Raw genomic sequence first — 20,669 nt, 5'->3', positions numbered from 1 at the left:
GCCGTGACGGGCTGTGGAATTCGACACGGAAGACGCGGACGTGGCGGTGGTGTGGCGGGGGTGGGATGGCACGGGGACCTCGACGTGAAAAACCGAGAATTGACCTTAACATCAACGGATTACGTCCACAAGCTAACAATCCGCTTGAGTTTGTAAGGCCACCGCCTGTCCGAAAAACGCGGGGCGCCGGCGTTGCGTCACGGCAACGCGGGCGCCCCGTTGGCCCGGGAGCCGGTGGTCAGGCGTCGAGCAGGATGCGCAGCATGCGGCGCAGCGGTTCCGCCGCTCCCCAGAGCAGCTGGTCGCCGATGGTGAAGGCGCCGAGGTACTCCGGTCCCATCGCCAGCTTGCGCAGGCGTCCGACCGGGATGGTCATGGTGCCGGTCACGGCCACCGGCGTAAGGTCCTTGATCGTGGCTTCGCGCGTATTCGGGACGACCTTCACCCACGCGTTGTCCGCCGCGATCATGGCTTCGATGTCGGCCAGCGGCACGTCTTTCTTCAGCTTGAAGGTCAGGGCCTGCGAATGGCAGCGCATGGCGCCCACGCGCACGCAAAAGCCGTCGACCGGCACGGCCGGTTGGGCGTTCGGGCCGAAGCCCTCACCCTGGCCGAGGATCTTGTTGGTCTCGGCCATGCCCTTCCATTCTTCTTTGGACATGCCATTGCCCAGGTCCTTGTCGATCCAGGGAATCAGCGAGCCGCCCAGCGGCACGCCAAAGTTGGCGGTTTCGGCCGCGCTCAGGGCGCGCTGCTTGGCGATCACCTTGCGGTCGATTTCCAGGATGGCGCTCTTGGGATCGTCCAGCAGGGCCTTGACCTCGGCGTTGAGCGTGCCGTACTGGGTCAGCAGTTCGCGCATGTGCTGCGCGCCGCCGCCGGATGCCGCCTGATAGGTCTGGGTGGACATCCACTCCACCAGTCCGGCCTTGTAGAGCGCGCCCACGCCCATGAGCATGCAACTCACGGTGCAGTTGCCGCCGATCCAGTTCTTGCCGCCGTGGGCCAGGGCGTTCTGGATCACCGGCAGGTTGACCGGGTCCAGGATGATGACCGCGTCGTCCTTCATGCGCAGGGTCGAGGCGGCATCGATCCAGTGACCGTTCCAGCCCGCGGCGCGCAGCTTGGGAAACACCTCGGTGGTGTAGTCGCCGCCCTGGGCGGTGATCACGATGTCGCAGCGCTTGAGCGCGTCGATGTCGTACGCGTCCTGCAGCCGGGTTTCATTCTTGGCCATCGCCGGGGCAGCGCCGCCGGCGTTGGAGGTGGAGAAGAACAGCGGCTCGATGAGGTCGAAGTCTTTTTCTTCGACCATGCGGTCCATCAGCACGGAGCCGACCATGCCGCGCCAGCCCACGAGTCCCACGAGTTTCGTCATGACAATTGCCCTCAGCGTTAAAAAATCTTCTTTCCCCGGCTCGTCAGGCCGGGGGAGGGCGTGACGAACCGGAGCTGGATCAGCCCTTGATGGTGGTTTTGGTGATGGCCTGGACGACCGCGTCGCCCATCTCGCGGGTGCTTACCCGCCGGGTGCCTTCCGACCAGATGTCCGCCGTGCGCAGGCCCGACGCGAGCACGGACGACACCGCCGCTTCAATGCGGTCGGCGGCGGCGGGCTGGTTGAGCGAGAAACGGAGCATCATGGCGGCAGACAGGATTGTAGCCAGCGGGTTTGCAATTCCCTGACCAGCGATGTCTGGCGCGCTGCCGTGGCTGGGCTCGTAGAGGCCCTGGTTCTTGGTGTTCAGCGAGGCCGAGGGCAGCATGCCGATCGAGCCGGTGAGCATGGACGCCTCGTCGGAGAGGATGTCGCCGAACATGTTGCCCGTGACCACGACGTCGAACTTTTTCGGGGCTTTGACCAGTTGCATCGCCGCGTTGTCGACGTACATGTGCTCCAGTTCCACGTCGGGGTACTGGGCGTGCACCTCGGTGACCACGTCTTTCCAGAACTGAAAGGTTTCCAGCACGTTGGCCTTGTCGACGGACGTGACCTTCTTGTGGCGCTTGCGCGCGGCCTGGAACGCGACGTGGGCGATGCGTTCGATCTCCGGTTTGGAATAACGCATCGTGTCAAACGCTTCCTCGGCCCCGGGAAAGTGGCCGTCGACAGCGGTGCGGCGGCCGCGCGGTTGGCCGAAGTAAATGTCGCCGGTGAGCTCGCGGATGATGAGGATGTCGAGTCCGGCGATGAGTTCGGGCTTCAGGCTCGACGCACCCACCAGCTCGGGGTAGCAGATCGCGGGGCGGAAGTTCGCGAAAAGCCCCAGGTGCTTGCGCAGACCCAGGATGGCCTGTTCGGGGCGCAGCGGTCGGTCGAGTTTGTCGTACTTCCAGTCGCCCACGGCGCCGAACAGCACGGCATCGGCGGCCATCGCCAGTTTCAGCGTCGACTCGGGCAGCGGGTGGCCGTGGACTTCGTAAGCGGCGCCGCCCACCAGGGCGGTCTCCATCTGGAAGCGCAGGTCCAGCGCCTGCAGGACCTTGACCGCTTCGGCCACGATTTCGGTGCCGATGCCGTCACCCGGGAGAACTGCGATTTTCATGAGCGTTGGTGTTGATGCCGGCTCACTGGCCGGCGAAGGTGCGGGCAAGCCAGGGCTTGGTGGTCAGGCGCTCGGCCTCAAAGGCGGCGATCTTGTCCTTGTGGCGCAGGGTCAGGCCGATGTCGTCCAGTCCGTGGAGCAGGCAATAGCGGCGGAAGGCCTGGACCTCAAACGCAATCTCCTGCCCTTGCGGCTCCACGATGACCTGCCGCTCGAGATCGATCGTCAGCTCATAGCCGGGAAACGCGGCGACCGCATCAAACAGGCGTGAGACCGTGGCCTCGGGCAGCACGATGGGCAGCAAGCCGTTTTTGAAGCAGTTGTTGAAGAAGATGTCGGCGAAGCTCGGTGCAATCAGCGCCCGGAAGCCGTATTGCTCGATCGCCCAGGGCGCGTGCTCGCGGCTGGAGCCGCAGCCAAAGTTCTGGCGGGCCAGCAGGATCGACGCACCGGCGTAGCGCGACTGGTTCAGCACGAAGTCGGGGTTCGGCCGGCGGCTGGCCGGATCCTGGCCCGGTTCACCCCGGTCCAGGTAGCGCCACTCATCGAACAGGTTCGGCCCGAAGCCGGTCTTGCGGATCGATTTCAGGAACTGCTTCGGGATGATGGCGTCGGTGTCGACGTTGTCCCGATCCATGGGGGCCACAAGGCCCCGGTGCACGGTGAAGGCTTTCATCACTTTCTCGCGGCGTCTTCCAGCACCTGGCCACCGCGCTGGATGTCCTGACCGATGCCCTTGACCGTGTTGCAACCCGCCAGCGCGAAAACCACGCCCAGCACACCCAGCGTCAGCAGCTTTTTCATGTCCCAGTCCTTTCAGGCGAATTGACGAACGTCCACGAAGTGGCCATGCACGGCCGCGGCGGCCGCCATGGCGGGAGAAACCAAGTGGGTGCGGCCACCGGCGCCCTGGCGCCCTTCGAAATTGCGGTTGCTGGTCGATGCGCAGCGCTCGCCGGGCTCGAGGCGGTCGGCGTTCATGGCCAGACACATGCTGCATCCCGGTTCGCGCCACTCGAACCCGGCGGCCTTGAAGATGTCGTGCAGGCCTTCGCGCTCGGCCTGTTCCTTCACCAGACCGGAGCCGGGCACCACCATCGCCAGCTTGATGTTGCGCGCCACCTTGCGGCCCAGCTTTTTCACCACCGCGGCCGCTTCGCGCATGTCTTCGATGCGGCTGTTGGTGCACGAGCCGATGAACACCTTGTCGACCACGATGTCGTTCAGTGGCTTGCCCGGCTCGAGGCCCATGTAGGTGAGCGCCCGCTCAATGGCGCCGCGTTTGACGGCGTCTTTCTCCTTGTCGGGGTCGGGCACGGCGGCATCGATGCCGAGCACCATCTCCGGGGAGGTGCCCCAGGTGACTTGCGGCACGATGCGGCTGGCATCGAGTTCCACCACGGCGTCGAAGTGGGCGTCGGGGTCGGATTGCAGCGTGCGCCAGTAGGCCACGGCCTGGTCCCATTCCACGCCGGTGGGCGCCATCGGGCGTCCCTTGATGTACTCGATGGTCTTCTCGTCCACGGCGACCAGACCGGCGCGCGCGCCGGCTTCGATGGCCATGTTGCAGACCGTCATGCGGCCCTCCATGCTCAGGGCGCGGATCGCCGAGCCGCCGAACTCGATGGTGTAGCCCGTGCCGCCAGCCGTGCCGATGCGGCCAATGATGGCCAGCACGATGTCCTTGGCGGTCACGCCGCGGGCCACCGTGCCCTCGACCTTGATGAGCAGGTTCTTCGCTTTTTTGGCCAGCAGCGTTTGCGTGGCCAGCACGTGTTCGACTTCGCTGGTGCCGATGCCATGGGCCAGCGCGCCGAAGGCGCCGTGCGTGCTGGTGTGGCTGTCGCCGCACACCACCGTCATGCCGGGCAGCGTCGCCCCGTTTTCGGGGCCAATGACATGGACGATACCCTGGCGCTTGGACATGAACGGGAAGAAGGCCGCCGCACCAAACTCGGCGATGTTCTTGTCCAGGGTGGTGATCTGCTCTTTGCTGATCGGGTCGACGATGCCGTCGTAGCCGCGTTCCCAGCCGGTGGTGGGCGTGTTGTGGTCGGCCGTGGCCACGACCGAACTGACGCGCCAGACCTTGCGACCTTGTTCGCGCAGGCCTTCAAAGGCCTGGGGGCTGGTGACCTCGTGCACCAGATGGCGGTCGATGTAGAGAACGGCGGTGCCGTCTTCTTCGGTGTGGACGACGTGCTCGTCCCAGATCTTGTCGTACAGCGTGCGGGGCATGGCAGGGCTCGGCGGGACCCGGGGCGGGCCGGGTCGTGATTTTACGGTTTGCCGAAAGACAACGCCCGCCGGACCGGGGTCGCGGCGGGCGCGCGCAGGTTCAGGCGGGCCGATCAGGCCTTCTGCGCGGCGGCCGGCACGTCGCGGCGGGCGGCGCCGGTGAACAGCTGCCGCGGGCGGCCGATCTTGTACTCGGGGTCGCCGATCATTTCATTGAGCTGGGCGATCCAGCCGACGGTGCGGGCCAGCGCGAAGATGCCGGTGAACAGGTTCACCGGAATGCCGATGGCGCGCTGCACGATGCCGGAATAGAAGTCGACGTTCGGGTAGAGCTTGCGCTGCACGAAGTAGTCGTCTTCCAGCGCGATCTTTTCCAGTTCCTTGGCCAGCTTGAACAACGGGTCGTTCTCCAGGCCCAGCTCGGCCAGCACCTCGTTGCAGGTTTCCTGCATCAGTTTGGCGCGCGGGTCGTAGTTCTTGTAGACGCGGTGGCCAAAGCCCATGAGCTTGACGCCGCTGTTCTTGTCCTTCACCTGCGCCATGAATTCGCCCACCTTGGCGATGCCGCCGTTGCGCTGGATGTCTTCCAGCATGTTCAGGCAGGCTTCGTTGGCACCGCCGTGGGCGGGGCCCCAGAGGCAGGCCACGCCGGCGGCGATTGCCGCGAACGGGTTGGTGCCGGAGGAGCCGCACAGACGCACGGTGGACGTGGAGGCGTTCTGCTCGTGGTCGGCGTGCAGGATGAAGATGCGGTCCAGCGCGCGCTCCAGCACCGGGTTGACCTTGTACTCCTCGCAGGGCGTGCCGAACATCATGCGCAGGAAGTTGCCGGCGTAGCTCAGGTTGTTCTGCGGGTACATGTACGGCTGACCGATGCCGTACTTGTAGGACATGGCCACCAGCGTGGGCATCTTGGCGATCAGGCGGATCGCGGCGATGCGGCGGTGCTCCGGGTTGTTGATGTCGGTGCTGTCGTGATAGAAGGCCGACAGGGCGCCCACCAGACCGGTCAACACGGCCATCGGGTGGGCGTCACGGCGGAAGCCGCGCAGGAAGAACTGCATCTGCTCGTTGACCATCGTGTGGTTGGTGACGAGCTTGTGGAAGTCGGTGCGCTCCTGCTCATTCGGGAGTTCGCCGTTGAGCAGCAGGAAGCAGGTGTCGAGGTAGTCGCAGTGCGTGGCCAGCTGCTCGATCGGATAGCCGCGGTACAGGAGCTCGCCCTTGTCACCGTCGATGTAGGTGATGCCCGACTGGCACGAAGCCGTCGACAGGAAACCGGGGTCGTAGGTGAACATGCCGGTCTGCGCGTACAGCTTGCGGATGTCGATCACGTCCGGGCCGATGTTGCCGGCGTACACCGGCAGCTCGACGCTGGGTGCGCCGTTGCTGAACGACAGGGTGGCTTTGTTGTCAACGAGTTTCATGCGGTTTCCCTCGGGGTGGCGGTCTTGGAGGTGGTCAGGTTGCGCGCAGCAGGCCCAACACGGCGGTCACGTCATCGCGGTCGAGATCGCCTTGCGGCGCCTTCCGGCCCAGCAGTAGGTCCAGCAGATCGTTGTCTGACAGGTCCATCAGGGCGGACAGCGCCTGCGCCTGACCGACGGTCAGGTGGGTGGCGTATCGGGCGAAGAAGCGCTCGATGAACAGGTCGTTCTCGAGCAGGCCGCGACGGCACCGCCAGCGGAGCTTGCTCAGGGAGCGCTCGTCCAGCAGGTCGTCGGCGGCCGCGTGGTTCATGGCAGGGTGAGGTGGGCGCTCAGACCGAGCGCAGCACCATCATTTCCTTGATCTTGCCGATGGCCTTCGTCGGGTTCAGGCCCTTGGGGCACACGTCCACGCAGTTCATGATCGTGTGGCACCGGAACAGGCGGTACGGGTCCTCGAGGTTGTCGAGGCGCTCGCTGGTGGCCTGGTCGCGGCTGTCGGCGATGAACCGGTAGGCCTGGAGCAGACCGGCCGGACCGACGAATTTGTCGGGGTTCCACCAGAAGCTCGGGCAGCTGGTCGAGCAGCTCGCGCACAGGATGCACTCGTACAGCCCGTTGAGCTCTTCACGCTCTTCGGGGGACTGCAGGCGCTCTTTCTCGGGCGGGATGCTGTCGTTGACCAGGTAGGGTTTGATGCTGTGGTACTGCTTGAAGAACAGCGTCATGTCGACGATCAGGTCGCGGACCACCGGCAGGCCGGGCAGCGGCTTGAGCACGATGTCGCCCTTGAGCGTGTTCATGTTGGTCAGGCAGGCCAGGCCGTTCTTGCCGTTGATGTTCATCGCGTCCGAGCCGCAAACGCCTTCGCGGCAGGAGCGGCGGAAGCTGATCGACGGATCGACCGCCTTGAGCTTCATCAGCGCGTCCAGCAGCATGCGCTCGTGGCCGTCGAGCTCGACCTGGATGGTCTGCATGTACGGCTTGGCGTCTTTCTCGGGGTCGTAACGGTAGATCTTGAAGGTGCGAAGTGCCATGTCGATGCTCCGGGTCGGGATCAGAACGTGCGAACCTTGGGCGGGATGGATTCCACCGTCAGCGGCTTGAGGTTCACCGGCTTGTAGGTCAGGCTGTTGTCGGCGCTGTGCCAGAGGGTGTGCTTCATCCACTCGGCGTCGTTGCGGCCCAGCGGGAACTGGGCGTCGTCGGCCGGACGCTCGTAGTCGTACACCGTGTGCGCACCGCGGCACTCCTTGCGGGCGGCGGCCGAGGTCATGGTGGCCTGCGCGGACTCGATCAGGTTCTCCACCTCCAGCGCCTCGATGCGGGCGGTGTTGAACACCTTGGACTTGTCCTTGAGGTGGATGTGGCCCACGCGATCGCGAATGGCGTTGATCTTCTGGACGCCCTCGTCCATGCCGGCCTGCGTGCGGAACACGCCGGCGTGCTTCTGCATGGTCTGGCGGATGTCGTTGGCCACGTCCTGGGCATATTCGCCGGCCGACGAACCGTCCAGCCGCGCCAGGCGCGACAGGGTGCGATCGGCGGCGTCCTTGGGCAGGGCCTTGTGGGTCTTGTTCTTGTCGTTGTACTGGACGATGTGGTTACCGGCCGCGCGACCAAACACCAGCAGGTCGAGCAGGGAGTTCGTGCCCAGGCGGTTGGCGCCGTGCACGCTCACGCAGGAGCATTCACCCACGGCATACAGACCATTGACGACCTTCTGGCCGCCTGCGCCGTCGGGCACCACGACCTGGCCGTTGATGTTGGTCGGAATGCCGCCCATCTGGTAATGGATGGTCGGCACCACCGGGATCGGCTCCTTGGTGATGTCGACGTTGGCGAAGTTGACGCCGATCTCGTAGACGGACGGCAGGCGCTTGTGGATGGTCTCGGCGCTGAGGTAGCTGAAGTTCAGCAGCACGTAGTCCTTGTTGGGGCCGCAGCCGCGACCTTCCTTGATCTCCTGGTCCATGCAGCGCGAGACGAAGTCGCGCGGCGCCAGGTCTTTCAGGGTCGGGGCGTAACGCTCCATGAAGCGCTCCCCCTCGCTGTTGACGAGGAAGGCGCCTTCGCCACGGCAGCCCTCGGTCAGCAGCACGCCGGCACCGGCCACGCCGGTCGGGTGGAACTGCCAGAACTCCATGTCTTCCAGAGGGATTCCCGCACGGGCGGCCATGCCCAAGCCGTCACCGGTGTTGATGAAGGCGTTGGTGGAGGCGGCATAGATGCGGCCGGCACCGCCGGTGGCCAGCAGCGTGGTCTTGGCTTCCAGCACATAGACCTCGCCGGTTTCCATCTCCAGCGCGGTCACGCCCACCACGTCGCCCTCGGCGTCACGGACCAGGTCGAGCGCCATCCACTCCACGAAGAAGGTGGTGCGGGCGGCCACGTTCTGCTGGTACAGGGTGTGGAGCATGGCGTGGCCGGTGCGGTCGGCTGCAGCGCAGGCGCGCGGCACGGCCTTCTCACCGTAGTTGGCGGTGTGGCCGCCGAAAGGCCGCTGGTAGATCGTGCCGTCCGGGTTGCGGTCGAACGGCATGCCGAAGTGTTCCAGCTCGTACACCACCTTCGGTGCTTCGCGGCACATGAACTCGATGGCGTCCTGGTCACCCAGCCAGTCCGAGCCCTTGATCGTGTCGTAGAAGTGGTAGTGCCAGTTGTCCTCGCTCATGTTGCCCAGCGAAGCACCGATGCCGCCTTGGGCGGCCACGGTGTGCGAGCGCGTGGGGAACACCTTGGACAGGACGGCGACCTTGAGGCCGGCGCGCGCGAGCTGCAGCGAGGCGCGCATGCCGGAACCGCCGGCACCGACGATGACGACGTCGAATTGACGCTTGGGGAGGGAAGCGGATGCAGTCATGACCTCAGATTCTCCAGAGAACTTGGACGGCCCAGCCCAGGCATGCCAGGAGCCAGACCATGGTGAAGACGTGCAGCACCAGGCGCACCGCCGCGGGCTTGACGTAGTCCATCCAGATGTCGCGGATGCCCACCCACACGTGGTAGGTCAGGGCCAGGAAGACGGCGAAGGTGAGGGCCTTCATCCACTGCGGAGCGAAGATGCCGGCCCAGCCTTCGTAGCCCAGCGGGCCGCGGGTGAACAGCACCTGCGCGAGCAGGATCAGGGTGAACAGCGCCATGAGACCGGCGGTGATGCGCTGGGCGAGCCAGTCGCGCAGGCCGTAGTGGGCACCGGTGACGACGCGTTTGGAACCGTAATTGACTGCCATGGTCGGGAACCTCGGTGAAATTCAGTACAGGCCGAACAGCTTGGCGCCCAGCACGACCGTCAGGCCGATGCTCAGGACCAGGGTGGCCACGGCGGAGGATTTGCCGAACTGCTTGGTCACGGCGTGGCTGGCGTCCATCCACAGGTGGCGCACGCCCGCGATCAGGTGGTGCAGGTAGGCCCAGATGATGGCGAGCACCACCAGCTTGAACAGCCAGCCCGGCACGAAGCCGACGCCAGCGCTGAACGCGCTGCTGAAGCGCTCGTAGGAAATCTCGGACGACACGGACGTGTCGAACAGCCAAACGATCAGGGGCAGCAGCACGAACATCAGCGCGCCGCTGACGCGGTGCAGGATCGACACCCAGCCCGCGGCCGGCAGGCGGTAGGTGGTGAGGTCCTTGAAGGCGTTGATGTTGCGGAACTCGGGCCGCTTTCGGGTCAACTCGGTCATGGTGGGGCTTTCTTCCGGGGGGCTCGGGAGGGCTGGGCGGAGAGGGGGAGGGCTGTAACGCGCTGGTAACTTTCACCCAGCGGTGTCAAATTCTATTGCAACGCACCATCGCGGAAACTGACAGGTGTGTGGGGTTTTGCCGGTGAATGCCATCGCGATGGGGTCCGTTCGATTCAGCTCAGGTCGTTCCGGTAGTGACGGCTGTCCGTGCGGTACAGCCCGCGGCGCAGTTCCATCGGCACGTCGTTGTAGGTGAATGCCAGCCGTTCCACGCTGAGCAGCGGCGCACCCGGGGCCACGGCCAGCAGCGCGGCGGCGTCCGCATCGGCGGCCACGGCCTTGAGCTTTTCGCTGGCGCGCACCATGCGCACACCAAACTCGGTCTCAAACAGCGCGTACATCGGCCCCCGCCACGCCGACAGCGTGTCCACGCTCAGGCCTTTGAACGGACCGCCGGGCAGCCACACTTCTTCCACGATCGCCGGAGCCCCGGCGAACGACAGCACCCGGCGCACCTGCAGCACCGGATCGCCGCCGCGCAGGTTGAGTTGGCGCGCCACGTCGGCCGGCGCGCGCAGGCGGCGGCAGTCGATGATGCGCCGCTCGGCCGGGCCCTGATCGTCAAGCGAGCCGGCGTCGGGCAGCAGGCGCAGGAATCGGTACTGGACATGCTGCTCGGCGTGGGTGGCCACAAACGTGCCCTTGCCCTGGCGTCGCACCACCAGGTTCTCGGTGGCGAGCTCGTCGATCGCTTTGCGGACCGTGCCCTGACTCACCTTGAAGCGGGCGGCCAGATCGATCTCGCTGGGGATCATGTCGCCCGGTTTCCACTCGCCGGCCTGCAGGCTGCGCAGGATCAGTGTCTTGATCTGCTGGTACAGGGGGCTGAAGGCCGGTGCCGCGGACTCGGCCGCCGGCGCTGCCTCGGGGGCGGTGCCGGTGTCGGTGGTCGGGGACGTGGGGCTGGCCATGGCGGTGCGGTCAGGGCTCGATCGGACGCCAATCATATCTTATATAAGACATAAGACAAATTGACGTATCAGGGTTTGCGAGGGTACACTCCTGCCCCGTCCCGGCCGCGCTGGCGCCCGCCGGCGCGGACCCCCCGGCCGGCCCGAGCGCCGCGCCCGCCGGGCCCGTTTTCTCTCCCAACGTCCTTTTCTGGAGCCTCCACCATGACCAAAAAGCCCGTTCGCGTCGCCGTCACCGGCGCCGCCGGCCAGATCGGCTACGCCCTGCTGTTCCGCATCGCCTCCGGCGAAATGCTCGGCAAGGACCAGCCGGTGATCCTGCAGCTGCTGGAGATCCCGGACGAGAAGGCCCAGAACGCGCTCAAGGGCGTGATGATGGAACTGGAAGACTGCGCCTTCCCGCTGCTGGCTGGCATGGAAGCGCACAGCGACCCGATGACGGCGTTCAAGGACACCGACTACGCGCTGCTCGTGGGCGCCCGCCCGCGCGGCCCCGGCATGGAGCGTGCTGATCTGCTGGCCGCCAACGCGCAGATCTTCACCGCGCAGGGCAAGGCGCTCAACGCCGTGGCCTCGCGTCAGGTCAAGGTGCTGGTGGTCGGCAACCCGGCCAACACCAACGCCTACATCGCCATGAAGAGCGCGCCCGACCTGCCGCGCGAGAACTTCACCGCCATGCTGCGCCTGGACCACAACCGCGCCGCCTCGCAAATCGCCGCCAAGACGGGCAAGCCGGTTGGCGCCATCAGGAAGCTGGCCGTGTGGGGCAACCACTCGCCGACCATGTACGCCGATTACCGCTTCGCCACCATCGACGGCGCCTCGGTCAAGGACATGATCAACGACCAGGTCTGGAACGCCGAGACCTTCCTGCCGACCGTCGGCAAGCGCGGTGCCGCCATCATCGCGGCGCGCGGCCTGTCGTCGGCCGCCTCGGCCGCCAACGCCGCCATCGACCACATGCGCGACTGGGCGCTGGGCACGAACGGCGAGTGGGTCACCATGGGCGTGCCGTCCAACGGCGAGTACGGCATCCCGAAAGACGTGATGTTCGGCTACCCCGTCACCTGCGAGGGCGGCCGGTACAAGATCGTTGAAGGCCTGCCCATCGACGCGTTCAGCCAGGAATGCATCAACAAGACCCTGGCCGAGCTCCAGGGCGAGCAGGACGGCGTCAAGCACCTGCTCTGAGCTGCCCTGTAACCGCGTGGTAACTCCGGTGAACGCCTCCCCCGCCAGCATCCTTCTGGGCGCCCAGGCGGGGGCATTGGCGCTGCCGGTGGTTGACCACTACAGCGGTGTCGAGGCGCGCATGCGCAAGAGCCTGGCGTTGCAGGCCGAGTTGACCGCGGCGCACGGCTCGCCCGTCATGGATGTGACGCTGGACTGCGAGGATGGCGCGCCCGTGGGTGGCGAGGCCGATCACGCCGCGCTGGTCGCCGAGCTGGCGCTGGGCGCTGCGCCCGGCGCCCGCATGGCCGCCCGCGTCCACCCGGTCGATCACCCCGCCTTCGAGGCCGACGTCGCCACCATCGTCGGCCGAGCCGGACATCGCTTGTGCCACTTGATGCTGCCCAAGGTCGAGTCGCTTGCCGACATCGACCGCGCCGCCGCGGCGCTGGACGCCGCCGGTGCACCCGCCCTGCCATTGCATGCGCTGATTGAGTCGCCGGCGTCGCTGCATCGCGCCTTCGACATCGCCGCCCATCCGCGCGTGCAGAGCCTGAGCTTTGGGCTCATGGACTTCGTGTCGGCCCACGGCGGCGCCATTCCGGCCCAGGCCATGACCGTGGCCGGCCAGTTTGAACACCCGCTGGTGGTGCGCGCCAAGCTGGCGATTGCCAGTGCCTGCCACGCCCACGGCAAGACGCCGTCCCACAACGTCGTCACCGAGTTCCGCGACAGTGCGGCGCTCACCGCCGCCGCGCGCCGCGCCGCGCGTGAGTTCGGTTTCACGCGCATGTGGAGCATCCACCCCGACCAGGTTCGCCCGCTGCTGGCCGCCTTCGCCCCCGGCGCTGGCGAGCTCGACGAGGCGCTGGCCGTCATCACCCGCGCCGCGGCCGCCGACTGGGCGCCGGTGTCCGTGGACGGCCGCCTGCACGACCGCGCCAGCTACCGCTATCACTGGCAAGTGATCGAGCGCGCCCACCGCACTGGCCAGGCTGTGCCGGCCGAGGTGCAGCGCTGGTTCGCCCCGGCCTGACCCGCTCCGGAACGCCCGATCACCGCCCGATCAACGTCCCCCCGATTTCACCCCAGGAGAACGCCATGTCCGACTTCCTCGTTGCCTACCGCGCCCACGCCGCCGAACGCGCCGCGCTGGGCATTCCGCCGCTGCCGCTGGACGCCAAGCAAGTGGCCGCACTGATCGAGCTGATCAAGAACCCGCCGGCCGGCGAAGAGGCGTTTCTGCTGGACCTGCTGACCCACCGCGTGCCGCCGGGTGTGGACGACGCCGCCAAGGTCAAGGCCTCCTTCCTCGCCGCCGTGGCGCATGGCGATGAAAAGGTCGCCCTGGTCTCCAAGGCCAAGGCCACCGAGCTGCTCGGCACCATGGTGGGCGGCTACAACGTGCACCCGCTCATCGAGCTGCTCGAGGACGCCGAGGTCGCCCCCGTGGCCGCCGCGGCGCTCAAGAAGACGCTGCTGATGTTCGACTTCTTCAACGACGTGGCCGAGAAGGCGAAGGCCGGCAACGCCCACGCCCAGGACGTGATGAAGTCGTGGGCTGACGCCGAGTGGTTCACCTCGCGCCCCGAGGTGCCGCGCAAGATCACCGTGACCGTGTTCAAGGTGCCCGGCGAGACCAACACCGACGACCTCTCGCCCGCCCCGGACGCGTGGAGCCGCCCGGACATCCCGCTGCACTACCTCGCCATGCTGAAGAACACCCGCCCCGACGCGGCCTTCAAGCCCGAGGAAGACGGTAAGCGCGGCCCCATGGCCTTCATCGACGAGCTCAAGAAAAAGGGCCACCTGGTGGCCTACGTCGGCGACGTGGTCGGCACGGGCTCCTCGCGCAAGTCGGCCACCAACTCGGTCATCTGGGCGACCGGCGAAGACATTCCCTTCGTGCCGAACAAGCGCTTCGGCGGCGTCACGCTGGGTGGCAAGATCGCGCCGATCTTCTTCAACACGCAGGAAGACTCGGGCTCGCTGCCGATCGAAGTGGATGTCAGCAAGCTCGAGATGGGCGACGTGATCGACGTGCTGCCGTACGACGGCAAGCTGCTCAAGAACGGCGCCGAGGTGGCCTCCTTCGCGCTCAAGAGCGATGTGCTGCTGGACGAAGTGCGCGCCGGCGGCCGGATCAACCTCATCATCGGCCGCAGCCTGACCGGCAAGGCGCGTGAATTCCTGGGCCTGCCGGCGTCCACCGTGTTCCGGCTGCCGCAGGCACCGGCCGACAGCAAGGCCGGCTTCACGCTGGCGCAGAAGATGGTGGGCCGCGCGGTCGGCTTGCCGGAAGGTCAGGGCGTTCGCCCCGGCACCTACTGCGAGCCGAAGATGACCACCGTGGGCAGCCAGGACACCACCGGCCCCATGACGCGCGACGAGCTGAAGGACCTGGCCTGCCTGGGCTTCAGCGCGGATCTCGTGATGCAGAGCTTCTGCCACACCGCGGCCTACCCCAAGGCGGTGGACGTGAAGATGCACCGCGAACTGCCGGCCTTCATCAGCAACCGCGGGGGTGTTGCGCTGCGTCCGGGTGACGGCGTGATTCACTCGTGGCTGAACCGCCTGCTGCTGCCCGACACCGTGGGCACCGGGGGCGACTCGCACACCCGCTTCCCCATCGGCATCAGCTTCCCCGCCGGCTCGGGGCTGGTGGCCTTCGGCGCGGCCACCGGCGTGATGCCGCTGGACATGCCGGAGTCGGTGCTGGTGCGCTTCAAGGGTGAGATGCAGCCCGGCGTGACCCTGCGCGACCTCGTGCACGCGATCCCGCTGTACGCGATCAAGGCCGGCCTGCTGACGGTGGAGAAGAAGGGCAAGAAGAACATCTTCTCCGGCCGCATCCTCGAGATCGAGGGCCTGCCGGACCTGAAGGTCGAGCAAGCCTTTGAGCTGTCCGACGCGTCGGCCGAGCGTTCCGCCGCCGGCTGCACCATCAAGCTCAACCCCGAGCCGATCAAGGAGTACCTCACCAGCAACGTCGTGCTGATGAAGAACATGATCGCCGATGGCTATCAGGACAAGCGCACGCTGGAGCGCCGCATCAAGGCCGTGGAAGCCTGGCTGGCCAACCCGCAGTTGCTCGAAGCCGACAAGGACGCCGAGTACGCGGCTGTGATCGAAATCGATCTGGCCGACATCAAGGAGCCGATCGTCTGCTGCCCCAACGACCCGGACGACGCCAAGTTCATGTCCGAGGTGGCCGGCACGAAGATCGACGAAGCCTTCATCGGCAGCTGCATGACCAACATCGGCCACTTCCGTGCCGCGGCCAAGGTGCTGGGCGGCGCGCGCGACATCCCGGTGAAGCTGTGGGTGGCCCCGCCGACCAAGATGGACGAAAGCGAGCTGATCAAGGAAGGCCACTACGCGACCTTCGGCACCGCCGGCGCGCGCACCGAGATGCCGGGCTGCTCGCTGTGCATGGGCAACCAGGCGCAGGTGAAAGAGGGCGCGACGGTGATGTCCACCTCGACCCGCAACTTCCCGAACCGCCTGGGCAAAAACACGAACGTGTTCCTGGGCTCCGCCGAACTGGCCGCCGTGTGTTCCAAGCTGGGCCGCATTCCCACGCTGGCCGAGTACCAGGAGGCCGTGGGCATCGTCAACAAGGACGCGGCCAGCATCTACCGCTACATGAACTTCGACCAGATCGAGGAATACGCGGAGACCGCCAAGTCGGTCAACGTGTGACCGGCCGGGGCCGAGCGCCCCGCCGCTTCCGACCAAGCCGCTGCACCCGCAGCGGCTTTTTTTTCGCACCGACCGCTGCGTGGGCGTCAATCCATGACGCCAGCGCGGGGACTGCGCTGCCCGGCAGAATGGCCCGCGCAACCCGCCGGAGCCTCCATGGACACGCCCACCACCTTCGCCCATCCCTTCGCCCACACGCTCAAGACTTTCGCGCCCGCGCCGGGCAAGACCGGGCGGCTGTACTCGCTGCCCGCGCTGGCGCGGGAGTTTCCGGGGGTGGCGCGGCTGCCCCACGCCCTGCGGCTGGTGCTGGAAAGCGTGGTGCGGCATTGCGATGGTGAGCGCGTCACGCGCGAGCATGTGCGCCAGCTGGCGACCTGGCAGCCCACCGCAGCGCGCACCGAGGAAATTCCCTTCACCGTGGCGCGCGTGGTGTTGCAGGACTTCACCGGCGTGCCGCTGCTGGCTGATCTGGCCGCGATGCGCAGCACCGCGCAGCGTCTGGGCCACGATCCGCGCAAGATCGAGCCGCTGGTGCCGGTGGACCTGGTCGTGGATCACTCGGTCACGGTCGACCATTACGGCACGCCACGCGCGCTCGACCTGAACATGCGGCTGGAGTTCCAGCGCAACCGCGAGCGCTACCAGTTCATGAAGTGGGGCATGCAGGCCTTCGACACCTTCGGCGTGGTGCCGCCGGGCTTCGGCATCGTGCACCAGGTCAACCTGGAGCACCTGGCGCGCGGCGTGCATCTCAAGGGCGGCCTCTACTACCCGGACACCCTGGTGGGCACCGACAGCCACACCACCATGATCAACGGTCTGGGCGTGGTGGGCTGGGGCGTGGGCGGCATCGAGGCCGAGGCGGCCATGCTGGGCCAGCCGGTGTACTTCCTCACGCCCGACGTGGTTGGCGTGGAGTTGCGCGGGCAGTTGCGCGGCGGCGTGACCGCGACCGACCTGGTCTTGACGGTCACCGAGCTGCTGCGTCGCCACAAGGTGGTCGGCAAGTTCGTCGAGTTCTTCGGCGAGGGCACGGCCTCGCTGTCGCTGCCCGATCGCGCCACGATCGCCAACATGGCGCCGGAATACGGGGCGACGATGGGCTTCTTTCCGGTGGACGAGCGCACGATCGATTACCTGCGCGGCACCGGCCGGGCGCGCGCGGAGGTGCAGGCGGTGGAGGCGTACTTCCGGGCGCAGGGGCTGTTTGGCGTGCCGCGCGCCGGAGAGATCGACTACTCGGCCGTGATCACGCTGGACCTGGGCAGCGTGGCGCCCAGCCTGGCGGGCCCGAAACGCCCGCAAGACCGGATCGAGATCGGACAGGTCGCACGCCGCTTCGACGAGCTGCTCACCGCGCCCACCGACCGCGGCGGTTTCCAGGTCGCCCCGGCGCGGGCGGCGGCTGCCGCGACCGCCGGGCGCGGCGTGCGCGTGCAGCACGGCGACGTGCTGATCGCGGCCATCACCAGCTGCACCAACACCAGCAACCCCAGCGTGATGCTGGCCGCCGGCCTGCTGGCGAAAAAAGCGGTGGCGGCGGGTCTGCGGGTGGCGCCGCACATCAAGACCTCGCTCGCGCCCGGCTCGCGCATCGTGACCGAGTACCTCGGCGCCACCGGCCTGCTGGAGCCGCTGGCGCAGCTGGGTTTTGCGGTGGCCGGATACGGTTGCACGACCTGCATCGGCAATGCCGGCGATCTCAGCCCTGAGCTCAACGCCGCCATCACCGAGCACGACCTCGTGTGCGCGGCGGTGCTCTCGGGCAACCGCAACTTCGAGGCCCGTATCCACCCCAACCTCAAGGCGAATTTCCTGGCCAGCCCGCCGCTGGTGGTGGCCTACGCCATCGCCGGCACGGTGCGCCGCGACCTGATGACCGAACCCGTCGGCACCGGCCACGGCGGCCGGCCGGTGTACCTCGGCGACATCTGGCCCAGCACCGAGGAGGTGCAGGCCCTGCTCAAGCACGCGCTCAACGGGCGCGCCTACCGGGAGAATTACGAACGCGTCAAGGACGAGCCGGGCGCGCTGTGGGAGCGTATCCGCGGCGGCAAGGGTGACACCTACGACTGGCCGGCGAGCAGCTACATCGCCGAGCCGCCGTTCTTCGAGGGCTTCGACACCGCGACCCCGTCCGTGGCCTCGGCGGCGGTCCGCGGCGCGCGCGTGATGGCGCTGCTGGGCGACTCGATCACCACCGACCACATCTCGCCGGCCGGCAGCATCAAGGCCAGTTCGCCGGCGGGGCAGTGGCTGCAGGCGCGTGGCGTTGCGCCGGCGGAATTCAACAGCTACGGCGCGCGCCGGGGTCACCACGAGGTGATGATGCGCGGCACCTTCGCCAACGTGCGCATCCGCAACCTGATGATCCCGCCGCGCGCCGACGGCACGCGGGAAGAGGGCGGTCTTACCCGGCACCAGCCCTCCGGCGACCAGCTGCCGATCTTCGACGCCGCGCAGCGTTATCTGGCCGAAGGGGTGCCGACCGTGGTGCTGGCGGGGGAGGAATACGGCACCGGCTCGAGCCGCGACTGGGCGGCCAAGGGCACGCGCCTGCTGGGCATCCGCGCCGTGGTGGCCAAGAGTTTTGAGCGCATCCACCGCGCTAATCTTGTGGGCATGGGTGTGCTGCCCCTGCAGTTCGCGCCCGGCGAGGGCTGGGACACCCTCGGGCTGCGCGGCGACGAGCGCCTCGACATCGAACCCGACCCGGACCTCACGCCGCAAAGCCCCGCGCGGCTGCGGATCACCCGCGCGGACGGCAGCGTCGTCGAGACCACGGTGCGGCTGCGCATCGACACCCCGGTGGAGGTGGCCTACTTCCGCGCGGGCGGAATCCTGCCCTACGTGCTCAGGCAATTGCTCGGCGCTTGAGCGCGGCCCCGAAGCGCGGCATCATGGGTCCCACCGCCGCCACCGGGGATCGCCATGCGAAAACCTGCCCTGTACAGCCCAGCGCGCCGTCCCACGGCGGCCGCCGGCGCGGCAGCGGCCGATGCCAGCCCGGCAGGCGGTCCACCCAACGCGTCGTTTCCGCCTTCCCCTGCTGACACCGCGGCGGTCCCCGCCCCACCCCCACGCCGCGCCGCGTGGCGCAGCCCGCGGGCGCTCGTGGCCGGCTGGGCGCTGCTGGGCGCGGTAGCGGCCGCGCTGTGGTGGGCCCGTCCGCCCGCCGGCCCGGCGCTCACGCAAAAGGACATCGACGCGGCCGTGCTGCGCACGCTGACCACCCAGACCCTGCCCTCGCCCACGGCGCGCGCGGCCGAGCAGGTGCGCCGCGCGGTGGTGCGGGTGGTGGCCTACGGCCCCGACGAACGCGGCCGGATGGACGAAATCGGCGTGGGCACCGGCGTCGTCATCGTGGACAAGGGCGTCATCCTCACCAACCTGCACGTCGTGGCAGGCGCTCAGCGCGTCAGGCTCACCTACGCCGACGGCAGCGACTCGGCCGCCACGCTGATCGGCGCCCAGCCGGACGACGATCTGGCCGTGCTGCAGGCCCACACCATCCCCGACGACCTGGTGGCCGCCACGCTGCGTTCCACCCACGACCTGCGCCCCGGCGATGGCGTGGTGGCGGTCGGCTTTCCCTTTGGCATCGGCCCGTCGGTGTCGGCCGGCGTGGTCTCCGGGCTCGGGCGCTCGTTCAAGTCCCCCGACGGCGGTCAGGAGATGCGCAACCTCATCCAGTTCGACGCTGCCGCCAACCCCGGCAATTCCGGCGGGCCCCTGGTCACACTCGACGGCGAGGTCGTCGGCATCGTCACCGGCATCCTCAACCCCACCCGCCATCGCACCTTCGCCGGCATCGGCTTTGCCGTGCCGATCGAAAACGCCGCCGCTGCCGCGGGGCTGCCCCCGTTCTGAGCCGATCCGGCGCACCAGGAGACCGCATGAACCCCGACCCCGCCAGCGCGTCCACACCCGCCCTGACCCCCGCTCACACGGCGGACCTCATGGAGCAGATCCTCTACGAGGTCAAGCGCGTCGTGGTCGGGCAGGACCGCTTTCTGGAGCGGGTGATGGTGGCGCTGCTGGCGCAAGGCCACCTGCTGGTCGAAGGGGTACCGGGGCTGGCCAAGACGCTCACCGTCAAGACGCTGGCGGACGTGGTGCAGGGTCGTTTCCGTCGCATCCAGTTCACCCCCGACCTCGTGCCAGCCGACCTGGTGGGCACCCGCATGTACAACCAGAAGACCGGGGAATTCAGCACCGCGCTGGGCCCCGTGTTCGCCAACCTGCTGCTGGCCGACGAGATCAACCGCGCGCCGGCCAAGGTGCAGAGCGCGCTGCTGGAGGTGATGCAGGAGCGCCAGGTCACCATCGCCGGCGAGACCCACGGCGTGCCCGAGCCCTTTCTCGTGATGGCCACGCAGAACCCCATCGAAACCGAAGGCACCTACCCGTTGCCCGAGGCGCAGGTGGACCGTTTCATGATGAAGGTGCTGGTGGACTATCCCACCGACGAGGAAGAGGTGGTGATCGTCGAGCGCGTCACCGGCCCGCGCATCCACGCGCGCCCGGTGGCCACCACCGAGCAGCTCGCGGCGCTGCAGGCGCGCGCGCGGGCCGTGTACGTGGACCCCTCGCTGGTGCAGTACGCGGTGCGTCTGGTGTCGGCCACGCGCCAGCCCGACCGCCACGGCATCGCCGACACCGCGCGCTTCATCACCTACGGCGCCAGCCCCCGCGCCACCATCGGTCTGGTCGAAGGCGCGCGCGCGCTGGCGCTGCTGCGCGGGCGCGACTACGCGCTGCCCGAGGACATGACCGATCTCGTGCCCGACGTGCTGCGCCACCGCGTGGTGCTGTCCTACGAAGGGCTGTCGGAGGGCTTCACCGGTGACGCGCTGGTGGCCCGGCTGATGAAACACATCCCGCCGCCGGCGCGCCCGCTGCAGGCCGCGCCCAAGGCCGCCTGAG

General features: G+C 67.7%; 18 protein-coding genes. 6 read left to right on the top strand and 12 right to left on the bottom strand.

The annotated features are described in order from the left end of the window. Window positions 1–238: 238 nt before the first annotated feature. The 12 genes from asd to AC2D80_RS15245 all read right to left on the bottom strand — a co-directional run bounded on the left by asd (window position 239) and on the right by AC2D80_RS15245 (window position 10,868). The gene (asd, locus tag AC2D80_RS15300; RefSeq protein ID WP_484633901.1) at window positions 239–1,378 is read right to left on the bottom strand and encodes an aspartate-semialdehyde dehydrogenase; all 1,140 of its coding nucleotides are present in this window, start codon (window positions 1,376–1,378) and stop codon (window positions 239–241) included. Window positions 1,379–1,457: 79 nt separating this feature from the next. Further along, window positions 1,458–2,546 (bottom strand): 3-isopropylmalate dehydrogenase, encoded by a 1,089-nt coding sequence (gene leuB / locus AC2D80_RS15295; RefSeq protein ID WP_484633900.1) that lies wholly within the window; start codon window positions 2,544–2,546, stop codon window positions 1,458–1,460. A 22-nt stretch (window positions 2,547–2,568) separates the two neighbouring features. Next, on the bottom strand, window positions 2,569–3,222 hold the full coding sequence (gene leuD / locus AC2D80_RS15290; protein WP_484633899.1) for a 3-isopropylmalate dehydratase small subunit: 654 nt from the start codon (window positions 3,220–3,222) through the stop codon (window positions 2,569–2,571). Continuing rightward, window positions 3,222–3,350: an entericidin A/B family lipoprotein gene (locus AC2D80_RS15285; protein ID WP_484633898.1), complete on the bottom strand. Its 129-nt coding sequence runs from the start codon at window positions 3,348–3,350 to the stop codon at window positions 3,222–3,224. The genes leuD and AC2D80_RS15285 overlap by 1 nt, the downstream gene beginning before the upstream one ends. Window positions 3,351–3,362: 12 nt before the next feature. Further along, complete coding sequence (gene leuC / locus AC2D80_RS15280) at window positions 3,363–4,784, bottom strand: 3-isopropylmalate dehydratase large subunit (protein ID WP_484633897.1); 1,422 nt, start codon at window positions 4,782–4,784, stop codon at window positions 3,363–3,365. Window positions 4,785–4,897: 113 nt separating this feature from the next. Continuing rightward, window positions 4,898–6,211 (bottom strand): citrate synthase, encoded by a 1,314-nt coding sequence (locus tag AC2D80_RS15275; RefSeq protein ID WP_484633896.1) that lies wholly within the window; start codon window positions 6,209–6,211, stop codon window positions 4,898–4,900. A 34-nt stretch (window positions 6,212–6,245) separates the two neighbouring features. Continuing rightward, window positions 6,246–6,524, bottom strand: coding sequence for an FAD assembly factor SdhE (locus AC2D80_RS15270; RefSeq protein WP_484633895.1), 279 nt, complete (start codon window positions 6,522–6,524; stop codon window positions 6,246–6,248). A 19-nt stretch (window positions 6,525–6,543) separates the two neighbouring features. Beyond that, complete coding sequence (locus AC2D80_RS15265; protein ID WP_484633894.1) at window positions 6,544–7,248, bottom strand: succinate dehydrogenase iron-sulfur subunit; 705 nt, start codon at window positions 7,246–7,248, stop codon at window positions 6,544–6,546. Window positions 7,249–7,268: 20 nt separating this feature from the next. Continuing rightward, on the bottom strand, window positions 7,269–9,074 hold the full coding sequence (gene sdhA / locus AC2D80_RS15260) for a succinate dehydrogenase flavoprotein subunit (RefSeq protein ID WP_484633893.1): 1,806 nt from the start codon (window positions 9,072–9,074) through the stop codon (window positions 7,269–7,271). Window positions 9,075–9,078: 4 nt separating this feature from the next. Next, window positions 9,079–9,444, bottom strand: a complete 366-nt coding sequence (gene sdhD, locus AC2D80_RS15255) for a succinate dehydrogenase, hydrophobic membrane anchor protein (RefSeq protein WP_484633892.1) — start codon at window positions 9,442–9,444, stop codon at window positions 9,079–9,081. Window positions 9,445–9,465: 21 nt separating this feature from the next. Continuing rightward, entirely contained in the window at window positions 9,466–9,897 is a 432-nt protein-coding gene (sdhC, locus tag AC2D80_RS15250) for a succinate dehydrogenase, cytochrome b556 subunit (protein WP_484633891.1), read from the bottom strand. 173 nt (window positions 9,898–10,070) lie between these two features. Beyond that, window positions 10,071–10,868, bottom strand: coding sequence for a GntR family transcriptional regulator (locus AC2D80_RS15245; RefSeq protein ID WP_484633890.1), 798 nt, complete (start codon window positions 10,866–10,868; stop codon window positions 10,071–10,073). Between the two features lie 204 nt (window positions 10,869–11,072). Between AC2D80_RS15245 and AC2D80_RS15240 the strand changes: the two genes are divergently transcribed. The 6 genes from AC2D80_RS15240 (at window position 11,073) to AC2D80_RS15215 (ending at window position 20,668) form a co-directional block, all read left to right on the top strand. Next, complete coding sequence (locus tag AC2D80_RS15240; protein ID WP_484633889.1) at window positions 11,073–12,059, top strand: malate dehydrogenase; 987 nt, start codon at window positions 11,073–11,075, stop codon at window positions 12,057–12,059. Between the two features lie 28 nt (window positions 12,060–12,087). Continuing rightward, window positions 12,088–13,074 carry an HpcH/HpaI aldolase/citrate lyase family protein gene (locus tag AC2D80_RS15235; RefSeq protein WP_484633888.1) on the top strand — a complete coding sequence of 329 codons (987 nt, stop codon included), beginning with the start codon at window positions 12,088–12,090 and terminating at the stop codon, window positions 13,072–13,074. A 65-nt stretch (window positions 13,075–13,139) separates the two neighbouring features. After that, complete coding sequence (gene acnB / locus AC2D80_RS15230) at window positions 13,140–15,740, top strand: bifunctional aconitate hydratase 2/2-methylisocitrate dehydratase (protein ID WP_484633887.1); 2,601 nt, start codon at window positions 13,140–13,142, stop codon at window positions 15,738–15,740. Between the two features lie 156 nt (window positions 15,741–15,896). Next, window positions 15,897–18,620, top strand: a complete 2,724-nt coding sequence (gene acnA, locus AC2D80_RS15225) for an aconitate hydratase AcnA (RefSeq protein WP_484633886.1) — start codon at window positions 15,897–15,899, stop codon at window positions 18,618–18,620. Window positions 18,621–18,674: 54 nt separating this feature from the next. Next, a complete protein-coding gene (locus tag AC2D80_RS15220; protein WP_484633885.1) occupies window positions 18,675–19,613 on the top strand; it encodes a S1C family serine protease in 939 nt (312 codons plus the stop codon). Window positions 19,614–19,639: 26 nt separating this feature from the next. Beyond that, window positions 19,640–20,668, top strand: a complete 1,029-nt coding sequence (locus AC2D80_RS15215) for an AAA family ATPase (RefSeq protein ID WP_484633884.1) — start codon at window positions 19,640–19,642, stop codon at window positions 20,666–20,668. Window position 20,669 lies beyond the last annotated feature (1 nt).

Source organism: Hydrogenophaga sp. T66, assembly GCF_057219855.1.
The sequence above is the reverse complement of the archived record's forward strand: the minus strand, read 5'-3'. Positions and strand labels throughout refer to the sequence as shown.